The organism is Amycolatopsis sp. lyj-108 (genome assembly GCF_046549005.1).
GTDB lineage: Bacteria > Actinomycetota > Actinomycetes > Mycobacteriales > Pseudonocardiaceae > Amycolatopsis.
The window spans coordinates 290,044-310,487 of record NZ_JAJPWQ010000003.1 but is presented as its reverse complement, the minus strand read 5'-3'; the positions used below and the strand labels follow the sequence as shown (position 1 = coordinate 310,487).

The following is a 20,444-nucleotide window of genomic DNA, read 5'->3' as shown; positions in this document are numbered from 1 at the left end:
GCGTAGTCCCTCATCGCGGATACGTCTGTACCGATACCGAAAGTTCAAGAAAAGTGTCAGTTCACCTGGGACGGACAACCGCCGATCGGGGTTCGACGGTTATCGTCGCGGCTTCTCGCTCGGCCCGACCCGGTCACGGGCCCACTCGTTGAACGCGCGGACCTGCCGCCATGCCTTTCGCACCCGGTCGAGCGTGCCCCGTTCGTGCAGGACGTCGTCCGGTTCCCAGCCGCGGACGGCGTACACCGAGCGATACCTCAGCAGGTCGATGCGGGGATGATCCTCGGCGAACCCGCGCGGCTTCGACTTGAGCCTGTCCCCCTTGACCTCCCAGCCCGCCTTCTCCAGCTTCGCGAGGATCTTGGCCAGTTCGGCGCCGCGCAGTTCGGTGTCGACGGCCCTGCGGAAGCGGGCGAGCTGATCGGACTCGAAATGGAAGCAGCCGCCACCGACACGCAGCCCGGCCGGGCCGACCTCGACGTAGTACGCGCCGCCGCCGCGGCCCTGCTCGATCACCGCGCCGCAATGGGTCTTGTACGGCGTCTTGTCCTTGGCGAACCGGACGTCGCGATACGGGCGGAACACCTTTCCCTCGCCGAAGCCGTCACCGAACTCCGGCACCAGCTCGGCGAGCAGCGCCGCCATCGGCGCGCGGACGTCGGCCTTGTAGGTGGCGAGGTTCGCGTCCCAATAGGACTTGGAGTTGTCCGCCTCGAGACCGTCGTAGAAGTCGATGGCGTACTCGCCGAAACCCTCGAAACCCATGCGGTGACGTTAATCCCCACCCCCGACAGAAGCGCAAGAGAGGCTTACTCGGCCAGAGCGGTGATCAGCTCGCCGTCGGTCGTGTCACCGGACAGCTCCCAGAAGAAGGCACCGCCGAGACCCTGGTTCTTGGCGTAGGCGACCTTGCCGCCGATGGTCGCCGGGGTGTCGTAGCTCCACCAGTTGTTTCCGCACTTCGCGTACGCCGTACCCGCGACGGTGCCGGTGGCCGGGCACGTGGTCTTCAGGATCTTGTAGTCCTCGATGCCCGCCTCGTAGGTGCCCTGCGCCGCGCCGGTCGCGGAGCCACCGGGGGCGTCCTGGGTGACACCGGTCCAGCCGCGGCCGTAGAAACCGATACCCAGCAGCAGTTTGCCCGCCGGAACGCCCTTGCTCTTCAGCTTCTGGATCGCCGCGTCGGAGTGGAAGCCGGCGGTCGGGATGCCCGCGTAGTCGTTCAGCGGCGAATGCGGCGCGGTCGGGCCCTGCGCGGCCCAGGCGCCGAAGTAGTCGTAGGTCATGACGTTGTACCAGTCGAAGTACTGCGAAGCGCCGCCGTAATCGGCGGCGTCGATCTTGCCGCCGTCGGTGCCGTCCGCGGTGATCGCGGCGGTGACGAGCTTCGAGCCGAACTTCTCCCGCAGGGCCTGCGCGAGGTTCTTGATGGCCGCCGCGCCGCTGGTGTCACAGGAGAGACCGCAGGCGTTCGGGTACTCCCAGTCGATGTCGATGCCGTCGAAGACGCCGGCCCAGCGCGGGTCGTTGACGAGGTTGTAGCAGGACTCCGCGAACTTGGCGGGGTTCTTCGCCGCCTCGCCGAAGCCACCGGACCAGGTCCAGCCGCCGAAGGACCACAGCACCTTGAGGTTCGGATGCTTGGCCTTGAGCTTCTTCAGCTGGTTGAAGTTCCCGCGCAGCGCGCCGTTGTCCCAGCTGTCGGCGACCCCGTCGACACTGCCGGCGGCGTCGTAGAACTTGCTGGTCGCCGCTTCCGCGTCGCCGATCGCGCAGCCACCGTTCGTCACGTTGCCGAACGAGTAGTTGATATGCGTCAGCTTGCTCGCCGAACCGGAGGTGTCGATGTTCTTCACATGGTAGTTCCGCTGGTAGACGCCCCATTCGGCGAAGTACCCGAGTACCTTGCCGACCGAGGCGTCCGGTGCGTCGGGAGCGGCGGTCGCCTGCTGCGCCGGGGCGACGACGGCCAGCGCGCCGAGCGCGACGGCCGCGGCACCCACGATCGCGGTGAGCCTGATCGAACGGGACATCGTTCTCCCTTCACGGTCACCTGCGGTGACGAGAGGACTGCGGCGGGACACGCACAAGTTAAGTGGACTAGACCACTCCGTCAATGGTTCAGATCGCGACTTTCGGATGGACATTTTCGAACATTCCTTGACGGAAATATGCCGCACGGGGCACATTTCCCGGATGATGCAGACTTTCGAGATCCTCGCCGAGCCGCGGCGGAGGACCATCCTGGACCTCTTGCGCGACGGCGAACGGTCGGTCAACGAGCTGGTCGAGGTCCTCGAATTGAGCCAACCGGCCGTATCGAAGCACCTGCGTGTCCTACGCGAGGCGGGTCTGGTCACCGTCCGCGTCGCCGCCCAGCGCCGCTGCTACCGGCTCCGCCCGGAGCCGCTCGCGGAGGTCGACGCCTGGCTCGCGCCGTACCGCCGGTTCTGGGAAGGCCGGATCGACGCGCTCGAGCGGCACCTCGACGAAGACAGTCAGTGAATAGGTAACCGCTCCGCTTCATCGCCGCTCCCGTTGGTACGCACCGAAAGTAAACGGTTGTCCGGAGCGGTCGGAGGATGGTTGCCTTGCCCGACCGGGAGATCATCGCCGCTGGGAGGACCCGACGTGACCGAGACGCCGACGTTGTACGAATGGGCGGGCGGGCTGGACGCCCTGCGGCGGCTCACGGCCGTCTTCTACGGCCACGTGCTGAAGGACCCGTTGCTGGAGCCCGTCTTCCGCCACATGGACCCCGGCCATCCCGAGCACGTGGCGGTCTGGCTCGCCGAGGTGTTCGGCGGCCCCGAGACCTACAGTCACGACCACGGCGGTCACCGGCACATGGTCGGACGGCATCTCGGTCGCGCGATCACCGAAGAGCAGCGCCGCCGCTGGGTGAACCTGCTCTTCGACGCGGCCGACGAGGCAGGGCTGCCCGCCGACCCCGAGTTCCGCTCCGCGTTCGCCGCCTACGTCGAATGGGGCAGCAGGCTCGCGGTGATGTTCTCGCAGCCCGGCCGCGAGGTCACCGTTCCCGAGCCGATGCCGAAGTGGGATTGGGGCAACCGCCCGCCCTGGCAGCCGCCCTCGGACTGAGTGCGGTCATAGTGGGGCGGTCGGGAAAGGAGGCCGCCGTGATCCGGGTCGACGGCCGGACCCTGCGCTGCGCGGACGTCGTGACCGCCGCGGGCACCGAGGGGCCGCTGGGCATTGACGTTTCCATCGCCGCGCTGCGCGGCGCCGAAAGCGCGTGGAAACTCGCCGAGGAGCTGAGCACGCGGCGGATCGTCTACGGCCGCACCACCGGCGTCGGCGCCAACAAGGAGGACCCGGTCGGCGAGGGCGAGTCGCCGGATCACGGGCTGCGGCTGCTGCGCAGTCACGCCGGCGGCAGCGGCGACGTCATGTCCCCGGCCCAGACCAGGGGGATGATGCTGATCCGGCTCAACCAGCTGCTGGCCGGACGGTCCGGGCTCAGCCCGGAGCTGATCGGGGCGCTGGCCGCCGCGGCGCGGACCGGGTCGCTGCCGCTGGTGCACCGGCTCGGCGCGATCGGCACCGGCGACCTCGCCCCGCTCGCGGAGACCGCGCTCGCCCTCACCGGCGAACGGCCGTGGCTGACCGGCGGTGTGCCGCCGGTACCCGTGCAGGCCGGTGACGCGCTCGCGTTCATGAGCAGCAACGCCGCCACCCTTGCCGAAGCGACCCTCGCGGCGATGCGGCTCGACACGTTGACGCGGGCGAGTCACGTGGTCGCGGCACTGACCTACATCGCGCTCGACGGGAACCCGGAGGCGTACGCGACTCCCGTGCACGAAGCGCGTCCGCACGCCGGGCAGGTCGCGTGCGCGGCGGAGATGCGGCGACTGCTCGGGATGGAGGGCACGCCCAAACCCGGCAGGCGCATCCAGGACCCGTTCGGGCTCCGCGCTTTCCCGCAGGTTCAGGGGCCTGCGCTGGACGCGATCCACTACCTGCGCGACGTGCTCGCGGTGGAGATCAACGCCAGCACCGAGAACCCGATGATCTCGACGGTGCACCAGGACGCCTACCACCACGCGCATTTCCACACCGCGTACGTCTCGACCGCGCTCGACCAGGTGCGGGCGACCGTCCACCAGGTCGCGGAGCTGTCGGTGGCCCGCCTCGGCGACCTGGTGGAACCGGAGTTCACCGGGCTGCGGCCGTTCCTCGCGGCCGGGCCGTCGGGCAGTTCGGGCGTGATGATCCTGGAGTACGTCGCCCACGACGCGCTCACCGAACTGCGGCAGGCCGCGCTCCCGGCGACGCTGGGCACCGCCGTCGTCTCGCGCGGGATCGAAGACCACGCGAGCTTCTCCACCCAGGCCGCGCGCGCGGCGACCGCGGCCGGGACGGCCTATCAACAGGTCCTGGCGTGCGAGCTGGTCGCGGCCGTCCGGGCGCTGCGGATGCGGAAGGCCGAACTCGTCTCCCTGCCCGCGCGGGACGCCTACGAGACCGCCGCCGCCGTGCTCGACCCGAGCGTCGAGGACCGGCCGCTCACCGAGGACATCGCACGCGCCGTCTCGCTTTTGGACACCTTCGCGCTCATCTGACTCCTCCGATGTCGAGAACCGCCGGGCGGCGTCGTCACTGGGGCAGCACACACCACAGCGAGGAGATCACCATGGGCATCCGGCAGCTGGACCACGTCGGCGTCATCGTCAGCGACCTCACGGCCGCCGTCGCGTTCTTCGTCGAGTTCGGCCTCGAACTGGAAGGCAGGATGACGATGGAGAGCGACCTGGCGGACCGCATCACCGCGGTCGGGCAGGCCAAATCGGAGATCGCGATGGTGCGCGTCCCCGGCGGCGACGGGCGGCTCGAACTCATCCAGTACCTCACGCCCGAGTCCCACCCCGGCGACTCGCACGCTCCGGCCAACACGCTCGGCCTGCGCCACCTCGCCTTCCAGGTCGACGACATCGAAGGCGTCCTCGACCGTGTGCGGCCCCACGGAGGCACACTCGTGGGCGAAGTCGTGAACTACGAGGACACCTTCCGGCTCTGCTACCTTCGCGGCCCCGACGGGATCATCATCGAGCTGGCCGAGAAGATCGGCTGACACCTCAGCAGCAACAGCCCCGCCGGGCGAGGGACCGGATCCGGGGACTCGTCTCGGGCCGGTTCGCGGCGGCCTCGACAGCGGCTAGCATCCGCCCTCGCTCCGCCCTGTCGAGCACGCGGCCGCGGGTGATCACGGTGTCGATCTTCGCGACGTTGCGGATGTCGGCGGCCGGGTTCGCGTCCAGCAGCACGAGATCCGCCTCCTTCCCCGCCGCGACGGTGCCCGAAGTCCTTTCCCTGCCGAGGAATTTCGCGGCGTCGCCGGTGACGGTCTTCAGCGCCCGCACCGGCGAGAGCCCGGCCTCGACCAGGAAGGCGAGCTCCTCGTGGAGTCCGCTGCCGGGGAAGGTGTACGGGTTGAGGCAGTCGGTGCCGCCGATGAGCCCGACGCCCGCTTCGTGCGCGACGCCGACCAGCCGCAGAGTCTCCTGGTAATACCGCTCCTGAAGGGCGATCTCCGACGGCGTCTTCGGTGCGAACAGTTCGATGCCCTTGGCCCAGCTCTCGCGCAGGTCCGCGGGGACGTATTTCAACCGGGGGTCGTGCTGGTGGGTTTCGGCGGGCTGCGTGACGACCCGGTTGATCGTCAGCGTCGGCGAGTGCCAGGTGCCGTTGCACCGCAGCCCGCCGAAGTAGGCCCGCGCCACTCCGGGGTCGTACGTGGTGACCGAATCGAACTCCAGTTGCCGCGCCAGGTTGAAGAAGGCGCGCGGAGCCGCGGGGTCGTACGGCGTCGCTTTCAGCCTGGCGAGGATCTCGTCGCGCCGGGACGAACAGTGGACGGACACGCCGAAGAAATGCTCGAAGCTGTGCTGGCCGAGGTCGCTCGCCTCGCGGTGCGACAGCTTGTACGGCCAATGCCCGGAGAACCTCAGGCCCTGGTGGCGGGCCTCTTCCGCGATCGCTCGCACGGCGTCGGGCCCGAGGTAGGAGTAGGTCTTCACGAACTCGGCGCCCGCGGCCTTCTCCGCGCGGACGGTGGCCCGCGCCTCGGCCGCCGTCGTCACCTGGAGCACCGGCGGGCCAAGGAGCGTGACCGGTCCGTCGACGATCCCGCTCGCCAGGACGAACCGCGGGCCGAGCAGCTCGCCGCGTTCGATCTTGTCCCTGGTCGCGCGGTTCTCCGCGTACCCCCACATCTCGCGGGCGCCCGTGACGCCGTGGGCGAGATGCAGCGGCGGGACGATCTCTTCGAGGTCCGCGCCGTGGGTGTGCATGTCCCAGAGCCCCGGGATGAGGTACTTGCCGCGGCCGTCGATCACCCGCGCGGCACCGGTGTCCGGAACCTGGCCGGAGGCGCCGACCCAGGCGATCCGGTCGCCGACGAGCACGACCGAGACGTCACGCCGCGGCGCCGAACCCGTGCCGTCGATCAGCGTGACCCGGTCGATGACGACGATCTCGACCGTGTCCGCGGCGGCCGTGCCGGGCAGCAGCCCGGCGAGCGCCACCCCGGTCCCGCCGGCGGCCAGCCATCTCAGGAACTCGCGCCTGCTGGATCCCGCACCCGCCATGAGAACCGCCGCCCTTCCACCCAGATCCCCCAGGCGGCCGATTCAACTCGCCGAGATGGAGGCGCCGCAAGGAAAGCGAAGGCCCCTTACCCGAGCTCAGCACAAAGTAAGGGGCCTTCTCCTGAAACACGGCTCAGCCGAAGAAGACCTCGGCCTCTTCGTACCGCTCGACCGGGACGGTCTTCAGCTCGGCGGTCGCCTCGGAGAGCTTGACGCGGACGATGTCGGTGCCGCGCAGCGCCGTCATCACGCCGAAATCACCGTCGGCGACGGCGTCGACGGCGTTGAGCCCGAACCGGGTGGCGAGCACGCGGTCGTACGCCGTCGGGGTGCCGCCGCGCTGGACGTGCCCGAGCACGACCGCACGGGACTCCTTGCCGGTGCGGGCGGCGATCTCGTCGGCCAGCCAGGTGCCGATGCCGCCGAGCCGGACGTGCCCGAAGGCGTCCTTCTCACCGGTCAGCAGCTTCTCCTCGCCGCCCTCGGGCAGCGCGCCCTCGGCGACCACGATGATCGGCGCGTACTCCTTCTCGAAGCGGCGCTCGACCCACGAGACGACCTGGTCGACGTTGAAGTGCCGCTCCGGCACCAGGATCACGCTCGCGCCCCCGGCGAGACCGGAGTGCAGCGCGATCCAGCCCGCGTGCCTGCCCATGACCTCGACGACGAGGGCGCGGTGGTGCGACTCGGCCGTGGTGTGCAGCCGGTCGATGGCCTCGGTGGCGATCGAGACGGCCGTGTCGAAGCCGAACGTGTAGTCGGTGGCGCCGAGGTCGTTGTCGATCGTCTTGGGCACCCCGACGACGCCGATACCGTCGTCCGTGAGCCGCTTCGCGACGCCGAGGGTGTCTTCGCCGCCGATCGCGATCAGCGCGTCGACCTGCTGCTCGGCGAGCACGGCCTTGATCTTGTCGACCCCGCCCTCGACCTTGTACGGGTTGGTCCGCGACGAACGCAGGATCGTGCCGCCGCGGGTCAGGATGTCCTCGACGTCGTTCAGGCCGAGCGGGCGGCTGTCCCCGGTGAGGGGACCGTTCCAGCCGTTGCGGAACCCGACGATGTCCCAGCCGTGCACCTCGATGCCCTTGCGCACCACAGCGCGGATCACCGCGTTGAGCCCCGGGCAGTCGCCACCGCCGGTCAGCACACCGACACGCATGAGAAGCCTCCGTCTTGTGTTCCGTAGAGATGACAGTCACATGTCCCACCGCCAGCGTAGCGGGAGTTCTCTGGATCGGTGCAGGGCGGACCACCTCGGGAATCGGTCCACGTCCGCGATGTGCTAGCTTGGCGCCGTGCAGCGCTATTTCTGGTTTACGAAGCCGGCCCCGGGTGGGCACGGCGGCGTGAACCTGCGCTGACATCCACCCCGAGCCGGAATCACACCGGCTCGGCGAGTTCCCGCGGGTCGGTATCCCTTTCGAAAGGAACCAGACCCGCGATGTCTCCCTCCGCTGACACCCTGATCGCCCTTGACGGGCACCGCACGGCGGCCATCGACCCGCTGCTGTCGCCCGCGATGCTGCGGCACGAACATCCGATGACGGCGGAAATCGCCGATACCGTCCTAGCCGGGCGGGCCTCGGCCGTCGACATCCTCGACGGCCGGGACGACCGGCTCCTCGTCGTCGTCGGGCCCTGCTCGGTGCACGACACGGACGCCGCGCTCGACTACGCCCGCCGCCTCGCCGCCAAGGCCGAAGAACACCGCCGCGACCTGCACATCGTCATGCGCGTCTACTTCGAGAAGCCGCGGACCACGCTCGGCTGGAAGGGCTTGATCAACGACCCCGGCCTCGACGGCACCTACGAGGTCAACCACGGTCTCCGGATGGCGCGCAAACTGCTGCTCGACATCTCGGCGCTCGGGCTGCCGGTCGGCTGCGAATTCCTCGACCCGATCACCCCGCAGTTCATCTCCGACACCGTGACCTGGGGGTCCATCGGTGCGCGGACCGCGGCCAGCCAGGTGCACCGGCAGCTGTGCAGCGCGCTGTCGATGCCGGTCGGGATCAAGAACTCGACCGAGGGCGACGTCCAGGTCGCCGTCGACGCCACCCGCGCGGCCGGCGCGAGCCACGTCTTCGCCGGGATCAACCCCGACGGGCTCGCCGCGCTGATCACCACCGCGGGCAACGAGGACTGTCACGTGATCCTGCGCGGCAGCTCCGCCGGTCCGAACTACGACGCCGCGACAGTGGCGGACACGCTGGCGCGACTCGCGAAGTCCGGGCTGCCGGAGCGCGTGATCATCGACGCGAGCCACGGCAACAGCGCGAAGGACCACGTGCGCCAGGCTTCGGTCGTCCGCGAACTCGCCGGGCGGATCGGCGCCGGTGAGCGGGGCATCGCGGGGCTGATGCTGGAAAGCTTCCTGGTGGCGGGGCGGCAGGACCTGACGCTGGGCTCGGCTTCGTCGCTGACCTACGGACAGTCGATCACGGACGCCTGCCTCGGCTGGGAGACGACCGCGGAACTGCTGGACACGCTCGCGGAGGCGGTGGACTCGCGCCGCTGACGGGTCCCGGCGGCTGCAAGGAAAGGTCCTTTACTTGCAAATTTTGCAAGGAAAGGACCTTTCCTTGCACGGCACGGGGGTGGAAGGCCGGGGTGGTATGCCGCGAAGGGAGCTTTCGTCGCATGGCACCCGGGGATGGCGCCCCTCGCGTCAGGCCCGATCCGTAGTGAGGGCCTCCTTTCCTACCTTGAGGGTAGTGAAGGAGGCCTTCACGGCCGAACCACCAGCAGGAGGCGCCGCGCGTGAAGGCCGCCCAAGTACATGAAGGCCCCCATCCTTGCGCCTAGGTACAGGAAGGGGTCCTTCACGTACTTCAGGCAGGGACCTACCGGTGCCAGTAAGACTCGATGATCTGCCACCGCTGGTAGTTGTGCCGCGCGTCGGCCAGCGCGTCGTGCTGGTCGTCCGGGGCGGCGGGCAGCTTCGGCTTGCCCGCGTCCTCCCAGCGTTGCCGCAGGTCACGCGTGAAGCGCGGCAGCTGGCGCGGCAGCGCGGGCATCGGGCCCCACAGTTGCGCCAGCGCGACGTGGTCGTAGGCGGCGAACCAGGCCCACAGTTCGATCCCGCCTGGCGGCTTGCCGAAGAACTCGAGCAGGTCCGTGCGGATCTTCTCGCGGCTGCGCCACGCCGGGTCGGCGGGCGACGGGAGTTTCGGGAGCACGTGGTCGCGGACCCAGGGGCCCGCCTTGCCGGGATCGAAATCGGTCGAGACCGCGTAGAACTCGCGGCCTCTTTCGTCCACGACACCGATCGACACCAGATCGATGGTCACGCCGTCCTCAATGAATTCGGTGTCGTAGAAAAAGCGCACCGGAGAACCCTAGTGGGGCCTCAGCCGACCTTGGTGTCCGGGATGCGGGCGACGTCGTGAGCGGACGGCTGCGCGGGCACCTTCGGGCGGATTCCCGCCTCCTCGGCGGCGAGCAGTTCCTTCGCCTTGGCGGCGTAGATGTCGACGTACTCCTGGCCGGAGAGCTCCATGAGGGCGTACATGATCTCGTCGGTGATGGACCGCTCGATGAACCTGTCACCGGCGAGGCCTTCGTAGCGCGAGAAGTCGAGCGGCTTGCCGAAGCGGATCTCGAGGCGGCGCGGCCACCACATCTTCGAGCCGATCGGGTTCACCTTGTCGGTGCCGATCATGGCCACCGGGACCACGACGCCACCGGACTCCAGGGCGATCCGAGCGACGCCGGTCTTGCCCTTGTACAGGCGGCCGTCCGGGGAGCGGGTGCCTTCGGGGTAGATGCCGAGGAGGTGGCCCTCGCGGACCAGCCGGGTCGCGGTGTCGAGCGCGGCCTGCGCGGCGTTGCCGCCGGAACGGTCGATCGGAAACTGGCCGACGCCGGTGAAGAACCACTTTTTCAGCAGGCCCTTGACGCCTTTTTCGGTGAAATACTCCGATTTGGCCGGGAAGGTCACCTTGCGCTTGACGCGCAGCGGCATGAAGAAGGAGTCGGCCACCGCGAGGTGGTTGCCCGCGAGGATCGCACCACCGTCGTCGGGGATGTTCTCCGCGCCGACGACTTTGGTGGGCCACAGCGCCTTGAGCAGTGGCCCGATAAACACGTGTTTCATGAGCCAGTACAGCACTGCGAAAACTCCTCCTAGCAGCTCAACCCCTGCGCCCGATGGTCAAGACTACGAATCGCGCACTCCCGGCACAACGAAGTCCACCCGGTTACCCGCGGCCAGCGACGGATCTCACACCCGATCCGGCCCGATTCCGGCAGTGGCCGGGGGCCCACAAGCCGCTCCGGTCGTGCGAACATAGTAGACCTACCCAGCTCTCACGGAAGGCGATCGCATGGCCGTCCTCGCCGGCGCGGAACCGTTCGCTCACACCGGTTCGTCCGAAGCAGGGTTCCTGCTGTGCCACGGGTTCACCGGCACCCCCGCGAGTATGCGGCCCTGGGGCGACCATCTGGCCGAGGCCGGTTACACGGTGCGTTGCCCGCTGCTCCCCGGGCACGGGACCCGGTGGCAGGACATGAACCGGACAGGCTGGGAAGACTGGTACGGCGCGGTCCGCGAAGAGCTGCTGGCGCTCTTCTCGACCTGCGACACGGTGTTCGTCGCCGGGATGTCGATGGGCGGGACGCTGACGCTGCGACTGGCCGAGGAGTTCGGCGACCGGATCGCCGGCATCGTGCTGGTGAACCCGTCGGTGCTGACCCTGCGGTGGGACGCCAAACTGCTGCCCGTCCTGTCGCGGATCCTGCCGTCGGTGCCGGGCGTGGCCAACGACATCGCGAAGCCGGGCGAAACGGAGCTGGCCTACTCGCGAACGCCTGTGCGCGCCGCGGCGAGCCTGGCGAAGCTGTGGAAGCTCACCCGCACGGATCTGCGCAAGGTGACCCAGCCCGTGCTCCTGCTCCATTCGGCCGTCGACCACATCGTGGAGCCGGTCAACTCCCAGGTGATCCTCGACGGGATCGGCAGCGACGACGTGACCGAGGTGGTGCTGGAGAACAGCTTCCACGTCGCCACGCAAGACCACGACGCGGGCCTGATCTTCACGCGTACGGTGGACTTCGCCCGGTCCGTGCGCCGGGCGGGACAGGTGGACGCCGGATGAGCAGAGGCAAGGACGGGCCGGAGGACGTCGACGCGACGTTCGCCGAGATCGTGGCCGACCTCCGTGCGGAGGGCGTCGGGCTGTTCCCGGAAGACGACCTGGAGAAGCCGGCGGGGAAGACGAGGGAAAAGCCCGCCGAGAAGGCACCCCGGCCCGAGCAGCCGGACGCCGAATCCGAAGCGGGCTGGCGAGGCGGCGGCACCAGCTGGGACAAGACCCTCTTCGAGGACGATCCCGCCGGGCCGGGTGAGGACGAGGGCCACTTCGTGCCGCCCGAGCCGCCTCCCCTGCCGCGTCCGCGCAAGGGCGCCTTCATCGTCCTGCTGTTCTTCGTGCTCGGCCTGCTGCTCCTGATCGCGCCCAATCTGATCGGCATGGGCACGCGGCTCGGCACCCCGCTCGGCATCCTCGCCCTCGCGACCGCGATCGCCCTGCTCCTGCTGCGGGTTCGCCAGGGGCCGCCGCCCGGCGCGGATCCGCACAACGGCGCCCAGGTCTGAACTGCCGGACAATTCCGATCATGAAGATCGACTTCACTCCCTCGCGCCGGTCGACGGTCGGCGCGGAATGGGAGCTCGCCCTCGTCGACCGGCGGACCGGTGAGCTCTCGTCGGTCGCGGAGCAGGTGCTCGACGCCGTCCGGCCCGACGGCGAGGAGGAACACCCGAAGATCAAGCAGGAGCTGCTGCTCAACACCATCGAGGTGATCAGCGGGATCTGCGACACGATCGCCGAGGTCAAGGCCGATCTGAACGAGTCGCTGGACGTCGTGCATTCGGTCCTCGACCCGCTGGGCGTCGAGCTGTTCTCGGCCGGGTCGCATCCGTTCTCGACGTGGTACCAGCAGAAGGTCACCGACAAGGAGCGCTACGCCAAGCTCATCGACCGGACCCAGTGGTGGGGGCGGCAGATGCTGATCTACGGCGTCCACGTGCACGTCGGCGTCGACCATCGCGACAAGGCCCTGCCGATCCTGGACGCGCTGCTCAACTACGCGCCGCACCTGCAGGCGCTTTCGGCGTCTTCGCCGTACTGGGGCGCTGAGGACACCGGCTACGCGTCGAACCGCGCGCTGATGTTCCAGCAGCTGCCGACGGCCGGGTTGCCGTTCCAGTTCCGGAAGTGGACCGAGCTGGAGAGCTACGTCGACGACATGTTCACCACGGGCGTGATCGACCACTTCTCCGAGATCCGCTGGGACGTCCGGCCCGCCCCGCATTTCGGGACGATCGAGATGCGCGTGTGCGACGGATTGCCGACGCTGGAGGAGGTCGGCGCGATCGCGGCGCTGACGCAATGCCTCGTCGACGATTTCAATTCGCGGCTAGAGGACGGCGAGATCCTGCCGACGCTGCCGCCTTGGCACGTCCAGGAGAACAAGTGGCGCGCGGCGCGTTACGGCGTCGACGCGATCGTCATCCTCGACGCGGCGGGCAACGAACGGCTCGTCACCGACGACACCTACGACCTGCTGGAGCGGCTGGAACCGGTCGCCCGGCGCCTGGACTGTGTCGACGAACTGCGGTCGGTGGAGACGATCCTGGCCTATGGGCCCAGCTACCTGCGTCAGCGCGCGGTGGCGAAGCACTACAACGGCAGCCTTCGCGCCGTCGTCGCTTCGCTCATCGCCGAAATGCGGGACGGAAAGATCGCGCGCCCCTAGACCCCGCAATTCGGCACCTAATGGCGATCGAGATGCCCCAGGAGGGTGCTCGGGCCGAAGGTCGAAGCACCCAGGGCCTCGACGCGGGAACGCAGCTCGCGATCGGCGGTCACCACGACGACGTGGTCGTCCGGGCCGGCCTCCCTGGCCTTCCGCGCGACCGCCACGATCTGGGAGTCCCCGTCGGACTCGGCGTCGACGACCTCGACGCCGGGCACGGCCGCGACTCCCCGCGCCTTCCCCTCGACGACCAGCACGACCCTCGGCCACCACGACCATTCGCCGCCACCCGGGAGCGCCGGATCGGCGAGCCCGGTTCCGGCCAGGGTCGCGAGCTTGTCCCGCAACCGTTCCGCGGCGCCACGCCGGTCGCGCCACCAGCCGTCCGGCCGCGACCCGACGACGTTCGCGCCGTCGACCACCAGTACCAGTTCGCGATCCAAGTGTTCCTTCAATCCCGGCCACGCCACCGCGAAATCGCGGTGCAGCCGGAAGTCCGCGACCTCGCCCGCCCGCACCCACCGCAGTTCCGCGCTCTCCGCGTTCTTCACCCTGGCCGAAAGCGTGCCGATCGGCGCGGCCAGGATCGTGGTGTAGCGCCAGTTCCCGTGGTCGACGTGCGAGGCGGCCAGCGCGCGGACGCCCGACGGCGGGATGTCGGCCTCTTCGTGTGCCTCGCGGGTGGCGGCCTCGCGCGGGCTCTCCCCCGCCTCGACGGCGCCCCCTGGCAGTGCCCACGTACGCCCGTGATGCACCCACCAAGCCCGGCGTTGCAGCAGGACACCGCGCGCGGGATCGGACAGCAGCAGCCCGGCGGCGCCGTTCAAACCCCAGTGGAGATGCCCGAAGTCGCATTTCACGAAGCCGTTGCCGTCTTGCCGGGTCACGACTTCAGCCTGTCACACCGACTTCGGCGCCGGGAGCCTTCGCCGCGTCGACGGCGAGCGCCGCCGCGCCGACGATCGTGCTGTCGTCCCCGTGATGCGCGGTGCGGATCCGGGCCAGCGGCCGGTGCCCGGCACCGGTGATCTTGCCCGCGTACTGCTCCCGTGCCTCGTCGAGGAACAGCGGCGCCGATTCGGACACCCCGCCTCCGATCACGATGATCTCCGGGTCGAAGACATCCGCGACCAGCGCCAGCCCTTCGGCGAGCCACTTGCCCAGTTCGGTCATCGCGCGCTGGGCGATCGGGTCGCCGTCGCGGGCGGCACCGGCGACCCGGCGGCCGGTGACCGAACCGGGGTCTCCCCTGGTCTCCCGCGCCAGCACGGTCGACCGGCCGGGGTGCCGGGCGAGCAGTTCCACCGCGGTCGCGGCCAGCGCGGTCCCGCTGCAGTACCGCTCCCAGCAGCCGTACTTGCCGCACGGGCAGGGCCGCCCGCCGGGAACGACCGTGAGATGCCCGAGTTCGGGGGCGACGCCGTACGCGCCCCGGTAGATCTTGCCGTCGAGCAGCAGACCCGCGCCGATCCCGGTGCCGAGCGCGATCAGCGCGGCCACCTGGGCGCCGCGGGCGGCCCCGAACCGGTACTCGCCGATCGCCGCGGCGTTCACGTCGTGTTCCAGGGTCACCGGCAGGCCGACGCGTTTCTCGATCCGTTCGGCGACCGGCGCGGCACGCCAGGACAGATGCGGCGCGAACATCACCGTCCGCCGGTCCTTGGCGACGAAGCCGGCGACCGCGAGCCCGACACCGGAGACGTCGTGCCGGTTGCGGAGGTCTTCGATCACGCCGGCGATGGCGTCTTCGAGCGCGTCCTCCCCGCTGGGCGTGCCGACCCTGGCGGTGTCCATCAGCGAGCCGTGCTCATCCACCACGCCGGCGCGCACACTCGTGCCCCCGACGTCCACCCCTACCGTCAGCAACTCAGTTCTCCCGGTCCGGCTGCCAAGCGTCGCGCCTGGTCACCGTGATGTGCTGGACCCGCGAAGCTCCCACTGGCACATCTTCGGCCGCGGGCTCCTTCCGCGCAGGCTGGAACCCCGGCATGTGCACCCCGCCCTCCGGCTCCCAGCGATCGGCGAGCACCGCCCGCAGCAGCGCGACGAGCTGCGCGGCCTGCTCCATCAGCCGTGCCACGAACTCGGGCCGTTCCCCGCGGAAGACGCCGACGACCGCGCAGAGCGGGCACCAGCCGCCGTCGGTGTCGTGTTCCGAGCAGCCGTGCCCGGCGGAGATCAGGCCCTCCAGCCACGGCGCCGCGTGCTCGACGACGAGTTCGATCAGCAGCCGGATCTCTTCGGCCAGTTTGAGGCCGTCGGCCTCCGTGCGTTCGCTGTACTCGCTCACCCGGGTCCCCGGTTCCCGGCCAGGCTCACGACCAGGCCGTGCGCGTCGGATTCCGCACCGGTGATCCGGCACGGGCGCAACATCTCCGGCAGCGCGATCAGCCGCCGGAAACCGTCCACGGTGACGGCGAGATCATCGTCCACTCTGGCCAGGTCCACTTCGGAGTCACGGTGCAGCGGCACCGCGATCCGCAGCTGGTAGCCACCGTCCGATTCGGACACCTGCAGCAGCGGGGTGACACCTTTTTCGTTGCCCGCCAGCGGATCCAGGCCCTGGTAAAGCTCGTACGCGATTTCCCGCAACGCCTCGAGCCCCACCGGCTCGACGGCGCGGTGCTCGACGGGTTTCACCTGTCCGGGTCCGAAACCGGCGTCGGCGAGCTCGGCGAGGACGGCGTTCTGCTGGGTGCGCCTGGTCCGCATCCACGAGGCGGCGGCGCCGCGCCAGAACCCGGGCGCGGGCATCAGCCGGTTGACGATCAGGCCGTCGACCAGGATCCCGCGCAGGGCAAGGGAACTGAGGGTGCGTCGGGCTTCCGCGACGACCACGCGCTCCGGCGTCAGCACGAGCCGTACGGTGGTGGTGGCCGGGTCGGTGAGCAGGGTGCGCAGCGAGTCCAGATGCGCGCCGAGCCGCCGCACCGCGGCCGCCGTCCGCCGCGCGCCCGGTTTGAACATCCTCGACAGATAGCCGGAGACGGCTTCGGGCAAAGCCAGCAGGCGCAGCGTTTCCGCGGTCGGTCCACAGTCGACGACGACCGTCTCCCATGGACCGTGTTCGGCGAGGCGCTGGACCTCGGTGAGCGCGAGGAGTTCGTCCACGCCGGGCACCACGGTGAGTTCTTCGGCGTCGAGCGAGTCGAGGCCCGCCCCCGCGAGCGCGGTCTGCAACTCCTGCCGGAGTTCGCGCCAGGTGCTGTCGACGAGGCCGCGGGTGTCGATCTGGGCGGCGTGTAAAAGCGTGTCCACTTCGGACGGTTCGCCACCGAGCGCGCGGCCGAAGGCGTCACCGAGGGAATGGGCCGGGTCGGTCGAGACCACGAGCGTCTTCCTGCCCCGCCCGGCCAGTGCCGCCGCCGTGGCCGCGGCGAGCGTGGTCTTGCCGACACCCCCCTTGCCGGTGAACAGCAGGATCCGCATGCCTACCCTTCGACTTAGGACGCTTCAGCGCGCTTCTTGAGCTCCTTGAGCGCGGTGTCCATGACCATCTTCTCGGCCTTGCGGCGCAGCAGCCCGATCATCGGCAGAGCCAGCTCGACGGACAGCGTATACGTGACCTTGGTGCGGCCGGTGCCCAGCGCTTCGAGCGCGTAGCGGCCGTTCTGGGCCTTCTGCATCTGCCCCTTGACCAGGTGCCAGCTGACCCCGTTGCCGTCGGCGTCCCAGTCGTACTCGAGGGTGTAGACGTCCTTGATCGGCCCGGCGTCGAGGGTGAGTTTCACCTGCTTGGCGCGGCCGTTGTCGTCCTCGCCGAGTACCTCGGTCTCCCGGACGGCCTTGGCCCATTCCGGGTACGCGGGGAAGTCGGCGATGACGGCCATCACCCGCGCGGGCTCGGCGTCGACCTCGATGGACTGCGTGGACTGCTCGGCCATGGTCCAAACTGTAGCCGCAGCCGAGGGTCACCAGCGCAGCACGTACGGCTGTGCCGTCTCTTTGAAGTGACCGACGTTACGGCATTCGGTCCTGCCGAGCCTCGTCCGCGGGGTCAGCGGCTGGTGGACGTGCCCGAACACCGACCAGCGCGGCCGCTGCTCGCGGATGAGACCGACCAGCGCCGCCGACCCGATCTCGGACCGCCGCGCGATCACGTCGTAGGTCAGTTCCGGGATGGCGGGCGGGATGTGGGTGCACAGGACGTCGACGTTCTCCAGCGCGCCGACCGCGACGTCGTACTCCTCGCGGGTGCGCAGGTACGGCCGCCAGAAGCCGTTGCGGCGCGGGACCACGTTCGGCGGGAGGAGCGCGCCGCCGACGAACCCGAAGCGCAGGCCGCCGAACTCGGCGACCTCCCCGTCGAGGACGGTGATGCCGTCGCCGGCGAACTCCGGCCACAGCGACGGGTCGTCGACGTTGCCGGGGGTCGCGAACGTCGGCGCGGTCAAAGCGCCGAACAGGACGGCGTACTGGTCATGGATCGCCTCGCCGACGGCGGCGGCGGGATCGGCCAAAGTGGCCCACAACGATCGCGAGAAGGCAACGGTCTCATCACGAGTGCCCTCACGCCGGAGCCTCGCGAACTCGCCGACCTTCTCGGCGCCGAACAGCGCGCCCATGATGCCCTTGTCGTGCTCGCGGTAGTCGACGAAGTCCAGCAGATCGCCCAGCACGATCAGCGCGTCGGCGCCGTCGCCCGCGCGTTTGAGCGCGTCGGCGTTGCCGTGCACGTCCGACACCACGTGAACCCGCATGCTCTCCCCTACTCGGCCCGGGGACCGACCCCGGGCTCGCGCCCGTCCTCGAGGACCTCTTTGAGCCCGAGCGCGATCGCCTTGGCCGCACGGGCCCTGCGATCGAACTCCCGCCGCAGGTCACGGGCCTGGAGCACAAGAGGCTCCCCGTCCGGACCGGCGGGCGTGGCGCGCAGGAAGTAGTGCAGCAAAGTGCCGTCGAGCACCGGCTCGAGCCAGACCTCCATGGTACCGATCAAGGCACCGCGCACGGTCCAGCGCAATCCTTGGTCGCCACGGTCGGTGTAGACCTCCAGAACGAGGTCCGGCCAGTAACGTGACCAAGATCGCGGATCGGCGAAAGCGGCGGCCACGGTGGACGGCGGGACCACGAGGAAGGTCTCGTCAACGATGTCGAGAGCTGGCGGCGCCTGGTTCACAGCGGCAGAATGTCATGCCCTGGGTATGGCCGATTCGTCAGCATGGTCTTAAGGTGCACGGCACGCTAAGTTGACTGGCGGGTAACACCGGTCACACCACTTGCACGCGAACACGGAGGTTCCTCGTGCGCGAATACAGCGCCCCCGCCGCCAATCCGGTGACCGACGACGAGAATCTCGCCGACGTCGTCTGGGCGAACGCGGAGCGGTTCTCCGATGTCGTGAGTTTCCGCCGCCAGGTCGACGGTACCTGGTTGGACATCACCGCCAAAGACTTCGCCGCCCAGGTTCTGGCCGTGGCCAAGGGAATGGCACAGGCGGGCATCGCTCCGGGCGACCGGATCGGGCTCATGTCCAAGACCCGGTACGAATGGACCCTGATCGATTTCGCGATCTGGGCCGCCGGCGCGGTCACCGTCCCGATCTACGACACCTCCTCGGCAGAGCAGGTGCACTGGATCCTCTCGGACTCGGCGGCGAAGGGTGTGTTCGTCGAGACCGACGAACACCTCGCGACGCTCGAATCCGTCAAGGGACGCCTCGACACGCTCGAGCACACCTGGCAGATCGAGGCAGGCGCCGTCGACCAGCTCACCGAACAGGGCTCCGAGCTGAGCGACGACGACCTGCACGAGCGCCGCCGTACGGTGAAGGCAGGTGACCTGGCCACGATCGTGTACACCTCGGGCACGACCGGCCGCCCCAAGGGCGTCGAGCTGACCCACCGGAACCTCCTCGCCGAGATCCGCGCCGACATCGCCGCGTTCCCGCAGCTGATGGAGCAGGGCAACTCGCTGCTGGTGTTCCTGCCGCTCGCGCATGTCCTCGCCCGCGCCATCGCGGTGACCGCGCTCAGCGCGCGAGTGACCCTGGGGCACACCTCGGACGTCAAGAACCTCGTCGCCGACCTCGGCACCTTCCGGCCGACGTTCGTCGTCGCGGTGCCGCGGGTGTTCGAGAAGGTCTACAACGGCGCGAAGCAGAAGGCGCACGGTGACGGCAAGGGCAAGATCTTCGACGCCGCCGAAGCCACCGCCGTCGCGTACAGCCAGGCTCAGGACACCGGCGGCGCCGGGCTGGGCCTCAAGATCAAGCACGCGCTGTTCGACAAGCTCGTCTTCAGCAAGCTGCGCGCGGCCCTCGGCGGCCGGTGTGTCGCCGCGGTGTCCGGCGGTGCCCCGCTCGGCGTGCGGCTGGCGCACTTCTTCCGCGGGATCGGCGTCCCGGTGTTCGAGGGCTACGGCCTGACCGAGACGTCCGCCGCGGCCTGCGTCGGCACCCAGGACGGCTTCCGCGTCGGCACCGTGGGACGCCCGGTCGCCGGCACTTCGGTACGGATCGCCGAAGACGGCGAAATCCTGCTGAAGGGCGACGTCGTCTTCGGCGGCTACTTCAACAACGCCCAAGCGACCGCCGAAGCGCTCGAAGACGGCTGGTTCCACACCGGCGACCTCGGCGAACTGGACCGCGACGGATTCCTCAAGATCACCGGGCGCAAGAAGGAGATCATCGTCACCGCGGGCGGCAAGAACGTCGCCCCGTCCGGGCTCGAGGACACCATCAAGTCCAGCCCGCTGATCAGCCAGGCGATGGTCGTCGGCGACCAGCGGCCGTTCATCGGCGCGCTGATCACCATCGACGAGGAGTACTTCCCGTCGTGGAAATCGCAGCACGGCAAGCCTTCCGACGCCTCCGTGTCCGACCTGGCCGACGACGCCGAACTGCGCGCCGAGGTCCAGCAGGCCGTCGATCAGGCCAACAGCGCGGTGTCGCAGGCCGAGGCGATCAAGAAGTTCACGATCCTCTCGAAGGACTTCACCGAGGCCGGCGGCGAAATCACGCCGAGCCTGAAGCTGAAGCGCAACATCGTGAACAAGAACTACGCGACCGACATCGAAGCGCTGTACAAGAAGTAGCTCTTCGCGCGTGAAGGCCCCTTCCCCCGGCTGAGCCGAGGG

Annotated in this window: 22 protein-coding genes; 9 read left to right on the top strand and 13 right to left on the bottom strand. The window is 69.4% G+C overall.

From position 1 onward, the window contains the following. Positions 1-99: 99 nt before the first annotated feature. On the bottom strand, positions 100-765 hold the full coding sequence (locus ACLJO0_RS13065; RefSeq protein WP_410578699.1) for a DUF2461 domain-containing protein: 666 nt from the start codon (positions 763-765) through the stop codon (positions 100-102). A gap of 44 nt (positions 766-809) precedes the next feature. Then, positions 810-2,033: a glycoside hydrolase family 18 protein gene (locus tag ACLJO0_RS13060; RefSeq protein WP_410578697.1), complete on the bottom strand. Its 1,224-nt coding sequence runs from the start codon at positions 2,031-2,033 to the stop codon at positions 810-812. A gap of 163 nt (positions 2,034-2,196) precedes the next feature. Here ACLJO0_RS13060 and ACLJO0_RS13055 point away from each other — a divergent pair, with 163 nt between their 5' ends. The 4 genes from ACLJO0_RS13055 (at position 2,197) to ACLJO0_RS13040 (ending at position 5,092) form a co-directional block, all read left to right on the top strand. Beyond that, positions 2,197-2,505: an ArsR/SmtB family transcription factor gene (locus ACLJO0_RS13055; protein WP_037304077.1), complete on the top strand. Its 309-nt coding sequence runs from the start codon at positions 2,197-2,199 to the stop codon at positions 2,503-2,505. A 126-nt stretch (positions 2,506-2,631) separates the two neighbouring features. Further along, positions 2,632-3,102 (top strand): group II truncated hemoglobin, encoded by a 471-nt coding sequence (locus tag ACLJO0_RS13050; RefSeq protein ID WP_410578694.1) that lies wholly within the window; start codon positions 2,632-2,634, stop codon positions 3,100-3,102. Between the two features lie 38 nt (positions 3,103-3,140). Beyond that, a complete protein-coding gene (locus ACLJO0_RS13045; RefSeq protein ID WP_410578692.1) occupies positions 3,141-4,583 on the top strand; it encodes an aromatic amino acid ammonia-lyase in 1,443 nt (480 codons plus the stop codon). A gap of 71 nt (positions 4,584-4,654) precedes the next feature. Further along, positions 4,655-5,092, top strand: coding sequence for a VOC family protein (locus ACLJO0_RS13040; RefSeq protein WP_410579295.1), 438 nt, complete (start codon positions 4,655-4,657; stop codon positions 5,090-5,092). Positions 5,093-5,096: 4 nt separating this feature from the next. Here ACLJO0_RS13040 and ACLJO0_RS13035 read toward each other — a convergent pair whose 3' ends face one another. Both ACLJO0_RS13035 and ACLJO0_RS13030 read right to left on the bottom strand, forming a co-directional pair. Continuing rightward, a complete protein-coding gene (locus ACLJO0_RS13035; protein ID WP_410578690.1) occupies positions 5,097-6,608 on the bottom strand; it encodes an amidohydrolase family protein in 1,512 nt (503 codons plus the stop codon). 133 nt (positions 6,609-6,741) lie between these two features. Further along, positions 6,742-7,767, bottom strand: coding sequence for a 6-phosphofructokinase (locus tag ACLJO0_RS13030; RefSeq protein ID WP_396557217.1), 1,026 nt, complete (start codon positions 7,765-7,767; stop codon positions 6,742-6,744). Positions 7,768-8,049: 282 nt separating this feature from the next. On the opposite strand from ACLJO0_RS13030, the gene ACLJO0_RS13025 reads away from it, so the two are divergent. Beyond that, complete coding sequence (locus ACLJO0_RS13025; RefSeq protein ID WP_410578688.1) at positions 8,050-9,126, top strand: 3-deoxy-7-phosphoheptulonate synthase; 1,077 nt, start codon at positions 8,050-8,052, stop codon at positions 9,124-9,126. Between the two features lie 325 nt (positions 9,127-9,451). Here ACLJO0_RS13025 and ACLJO0_RS13020 read toward each other — a convergent pair whose 3' ends face one another. Together ACLJO0_RS13020 and ACLJO0_RS13015 are read right to left on the bottom strand one after the other, a co-directional pair. After that, entirely contained in the window at positions 9,452-9,937 is a 486-nt protein-coding gene (locus ACLJO0_RS13020) for a polyadenylate-specific 3'-exoribonuclease AS (RefSeq protein WP_034322519.1), read from the bottom strand. Between the two features lie 20 nt (positions 9,938-9,957). Further along, positions 9,958-10,719: a lysophospholipid acyltransferase family protein gene (locus ACLJO0_RS13015; RefSeq protein WP_410578686.1), complete on the bottom strand. Its 762-nt coding sequence runs from the start codon at positions 10,717-10,719 to the stop codon at positions 9,958-9,960. Between the two features lie 214 nt (positions 10,720-10,933). On the opposite strand from ACLJO0_RS13015, the gene ACLJO0_RS13010 reads away from it, so the two are divergent. From ACLJO0_RS13010 to ACLJO0_RS13000, 3 genes are read left to right on the top strand one after another with little or no spacing between them, the layout of a single operon-like run. Continuing rightward, positions 10,934-11,704, top strand: a complete 771-nt coding sequence (locus ACLJO0_RS13010) for an alpha/beta hydrolase (RefSeq protein WP_410578684.1) — start codon at positions 10,934-10,936, stop codon at positions 11,702-11,704. Continuing rightward, on the top strand, positions 11,701-12,204 hold the full coding sequence (locus ACLJO0_RS13005; protein WP_410578682.1) for a hypothetical protein: 504 nt from the start codon (positions 11,701-11,703) through the stop codon (positions 12,202-12,204). The genes ACLJO0_RS13010 and ACLJO0_RS13005 overlap by 4 nt, the downstream gene beginning before the upstream one ends. 20 nt (positions 12,205-12,224) lie before the next feature. Then, positions 12,225-13,367: a glutamate--cysteine ligase gene (locus ACLJO0_RS13000; protein ID WP_410578680.1), complete on the top strand. Its 1,143-nt coding sequence runs from the start codon at positions 12,225-12,227 to the stop codon at positions 13,365-13,367. 17 nt (positions 13,368-13,384) lie between these two features. On the opposite strand, the gene ACLJO0_RS12995 is transcribed toward ACLJO0_RS13000, so the two are convergent. From ACLJO0_RS12995 to ACLJO0_RS12965, 7 genes are read right to left on the bottom strand one after another with little or no spacing between them, the layout of a single operon-like run. Beyond that, positions 13,385-14,254, bottom strand: coding sequence for an NUDIX domain-containing protein (locus tag ACLJO0_RS12995; RefSeq protein WP_410578678.1), 870 nt, complete (start codon positions 14,252-14,254; stop codon positions 13,385-13,387). Between the two features lie 4 nt (positions 14,255-14,258). Further along, positions 14,259-15,218, bottom strand: a complete 960-nt coding sequence (locus ACLJO0_RS12990) for an ROK family protein (RefSeq protein WP_125785520.1) — start codon at positions 15,216-15,218, stop codon at positions 14,259-14,261. Between the two features lie 16 nt (positions 15,219-15,234). Further along, entirely contained in the window at positions 15,235-15,657 is a 423-nt protein-coding gene (locus ACLJO0_RS12985) for a hypothetical protein (RefSeq protein ID WP_410578676.1), read from the bottom strand. After that, on the bottom strand, positions 15,654-16,796 hold the full coding sequence (locus ACLJO0_RS12980; RefSeq protein ID WP_410578674.1) for an ArsA family ATPase: 1,143 nt from the start codon (positions 16,794-16,796) through the stop codon (positions 15,654-15,656). The genes ACLJO0_RS12985 and ACLJO0_RS12980 overlap by 4 nt, the downstream gene beginning before the upstream one ends. Before the next feature lie 14 nt (positions 16,797-16,810). Next, positions 16,811-17,251: an SRPBCC family protein gene (locus ACLJO0_RS12975; protein WP_410578672.1), complete on the bottom strand. Its 441-nt coding sequence runs from the start codon at positions 17,249-17,251 to the stop codon at positions 16,811-16,813. Between the two features lie 27 nt (positions 17,252-17,278). After that, a complete protein-coding gene (locus tag ACLJO0_RS12970) occupies positions 17,279-18,067 on the bottom strand; it encodes a metallophosphoesterase family protein (protein WP_410578670.1) in 789 nt (262 codons plus the stop codon). A gap of 8 nt (positions 18,068-18,075) precedes the next feature. Further along, positions 18,076-18,486: a polyketide cyclase / dehydrase and lipid transport gene (locus ACLJO0_RS12965; protein ID WP_125675564.1), complete on the bottom strand. Its 411-nt coding sequence runs from the start codon at positions 18,484-18,486 to the stop codon at positions 18,076-18,078. A 125-nt stretch (positions 18,487-18,611) separates the two neighbouring features. Here ACLJO0_RS12965 and ACLJO0_RS12960 point away from each other — a divergent pair, with 125 nt between their 5' ends. After that, the gene (locus ACLJO0_RS12960; RefSeq protein WP_410578667.1) at positions 18,612-20,402 is read left to right on the top strand and encodes an AMP-dependent synthetase/ligase; all 1,791 of its coding nucleotides are present in this window, start codon (positions 18,612-18,614) and stop codon (positions 20,400-20,402) included. The last annotated feature ends 42 nt before the right edge of the window (positions 20,403-20,444 follow it).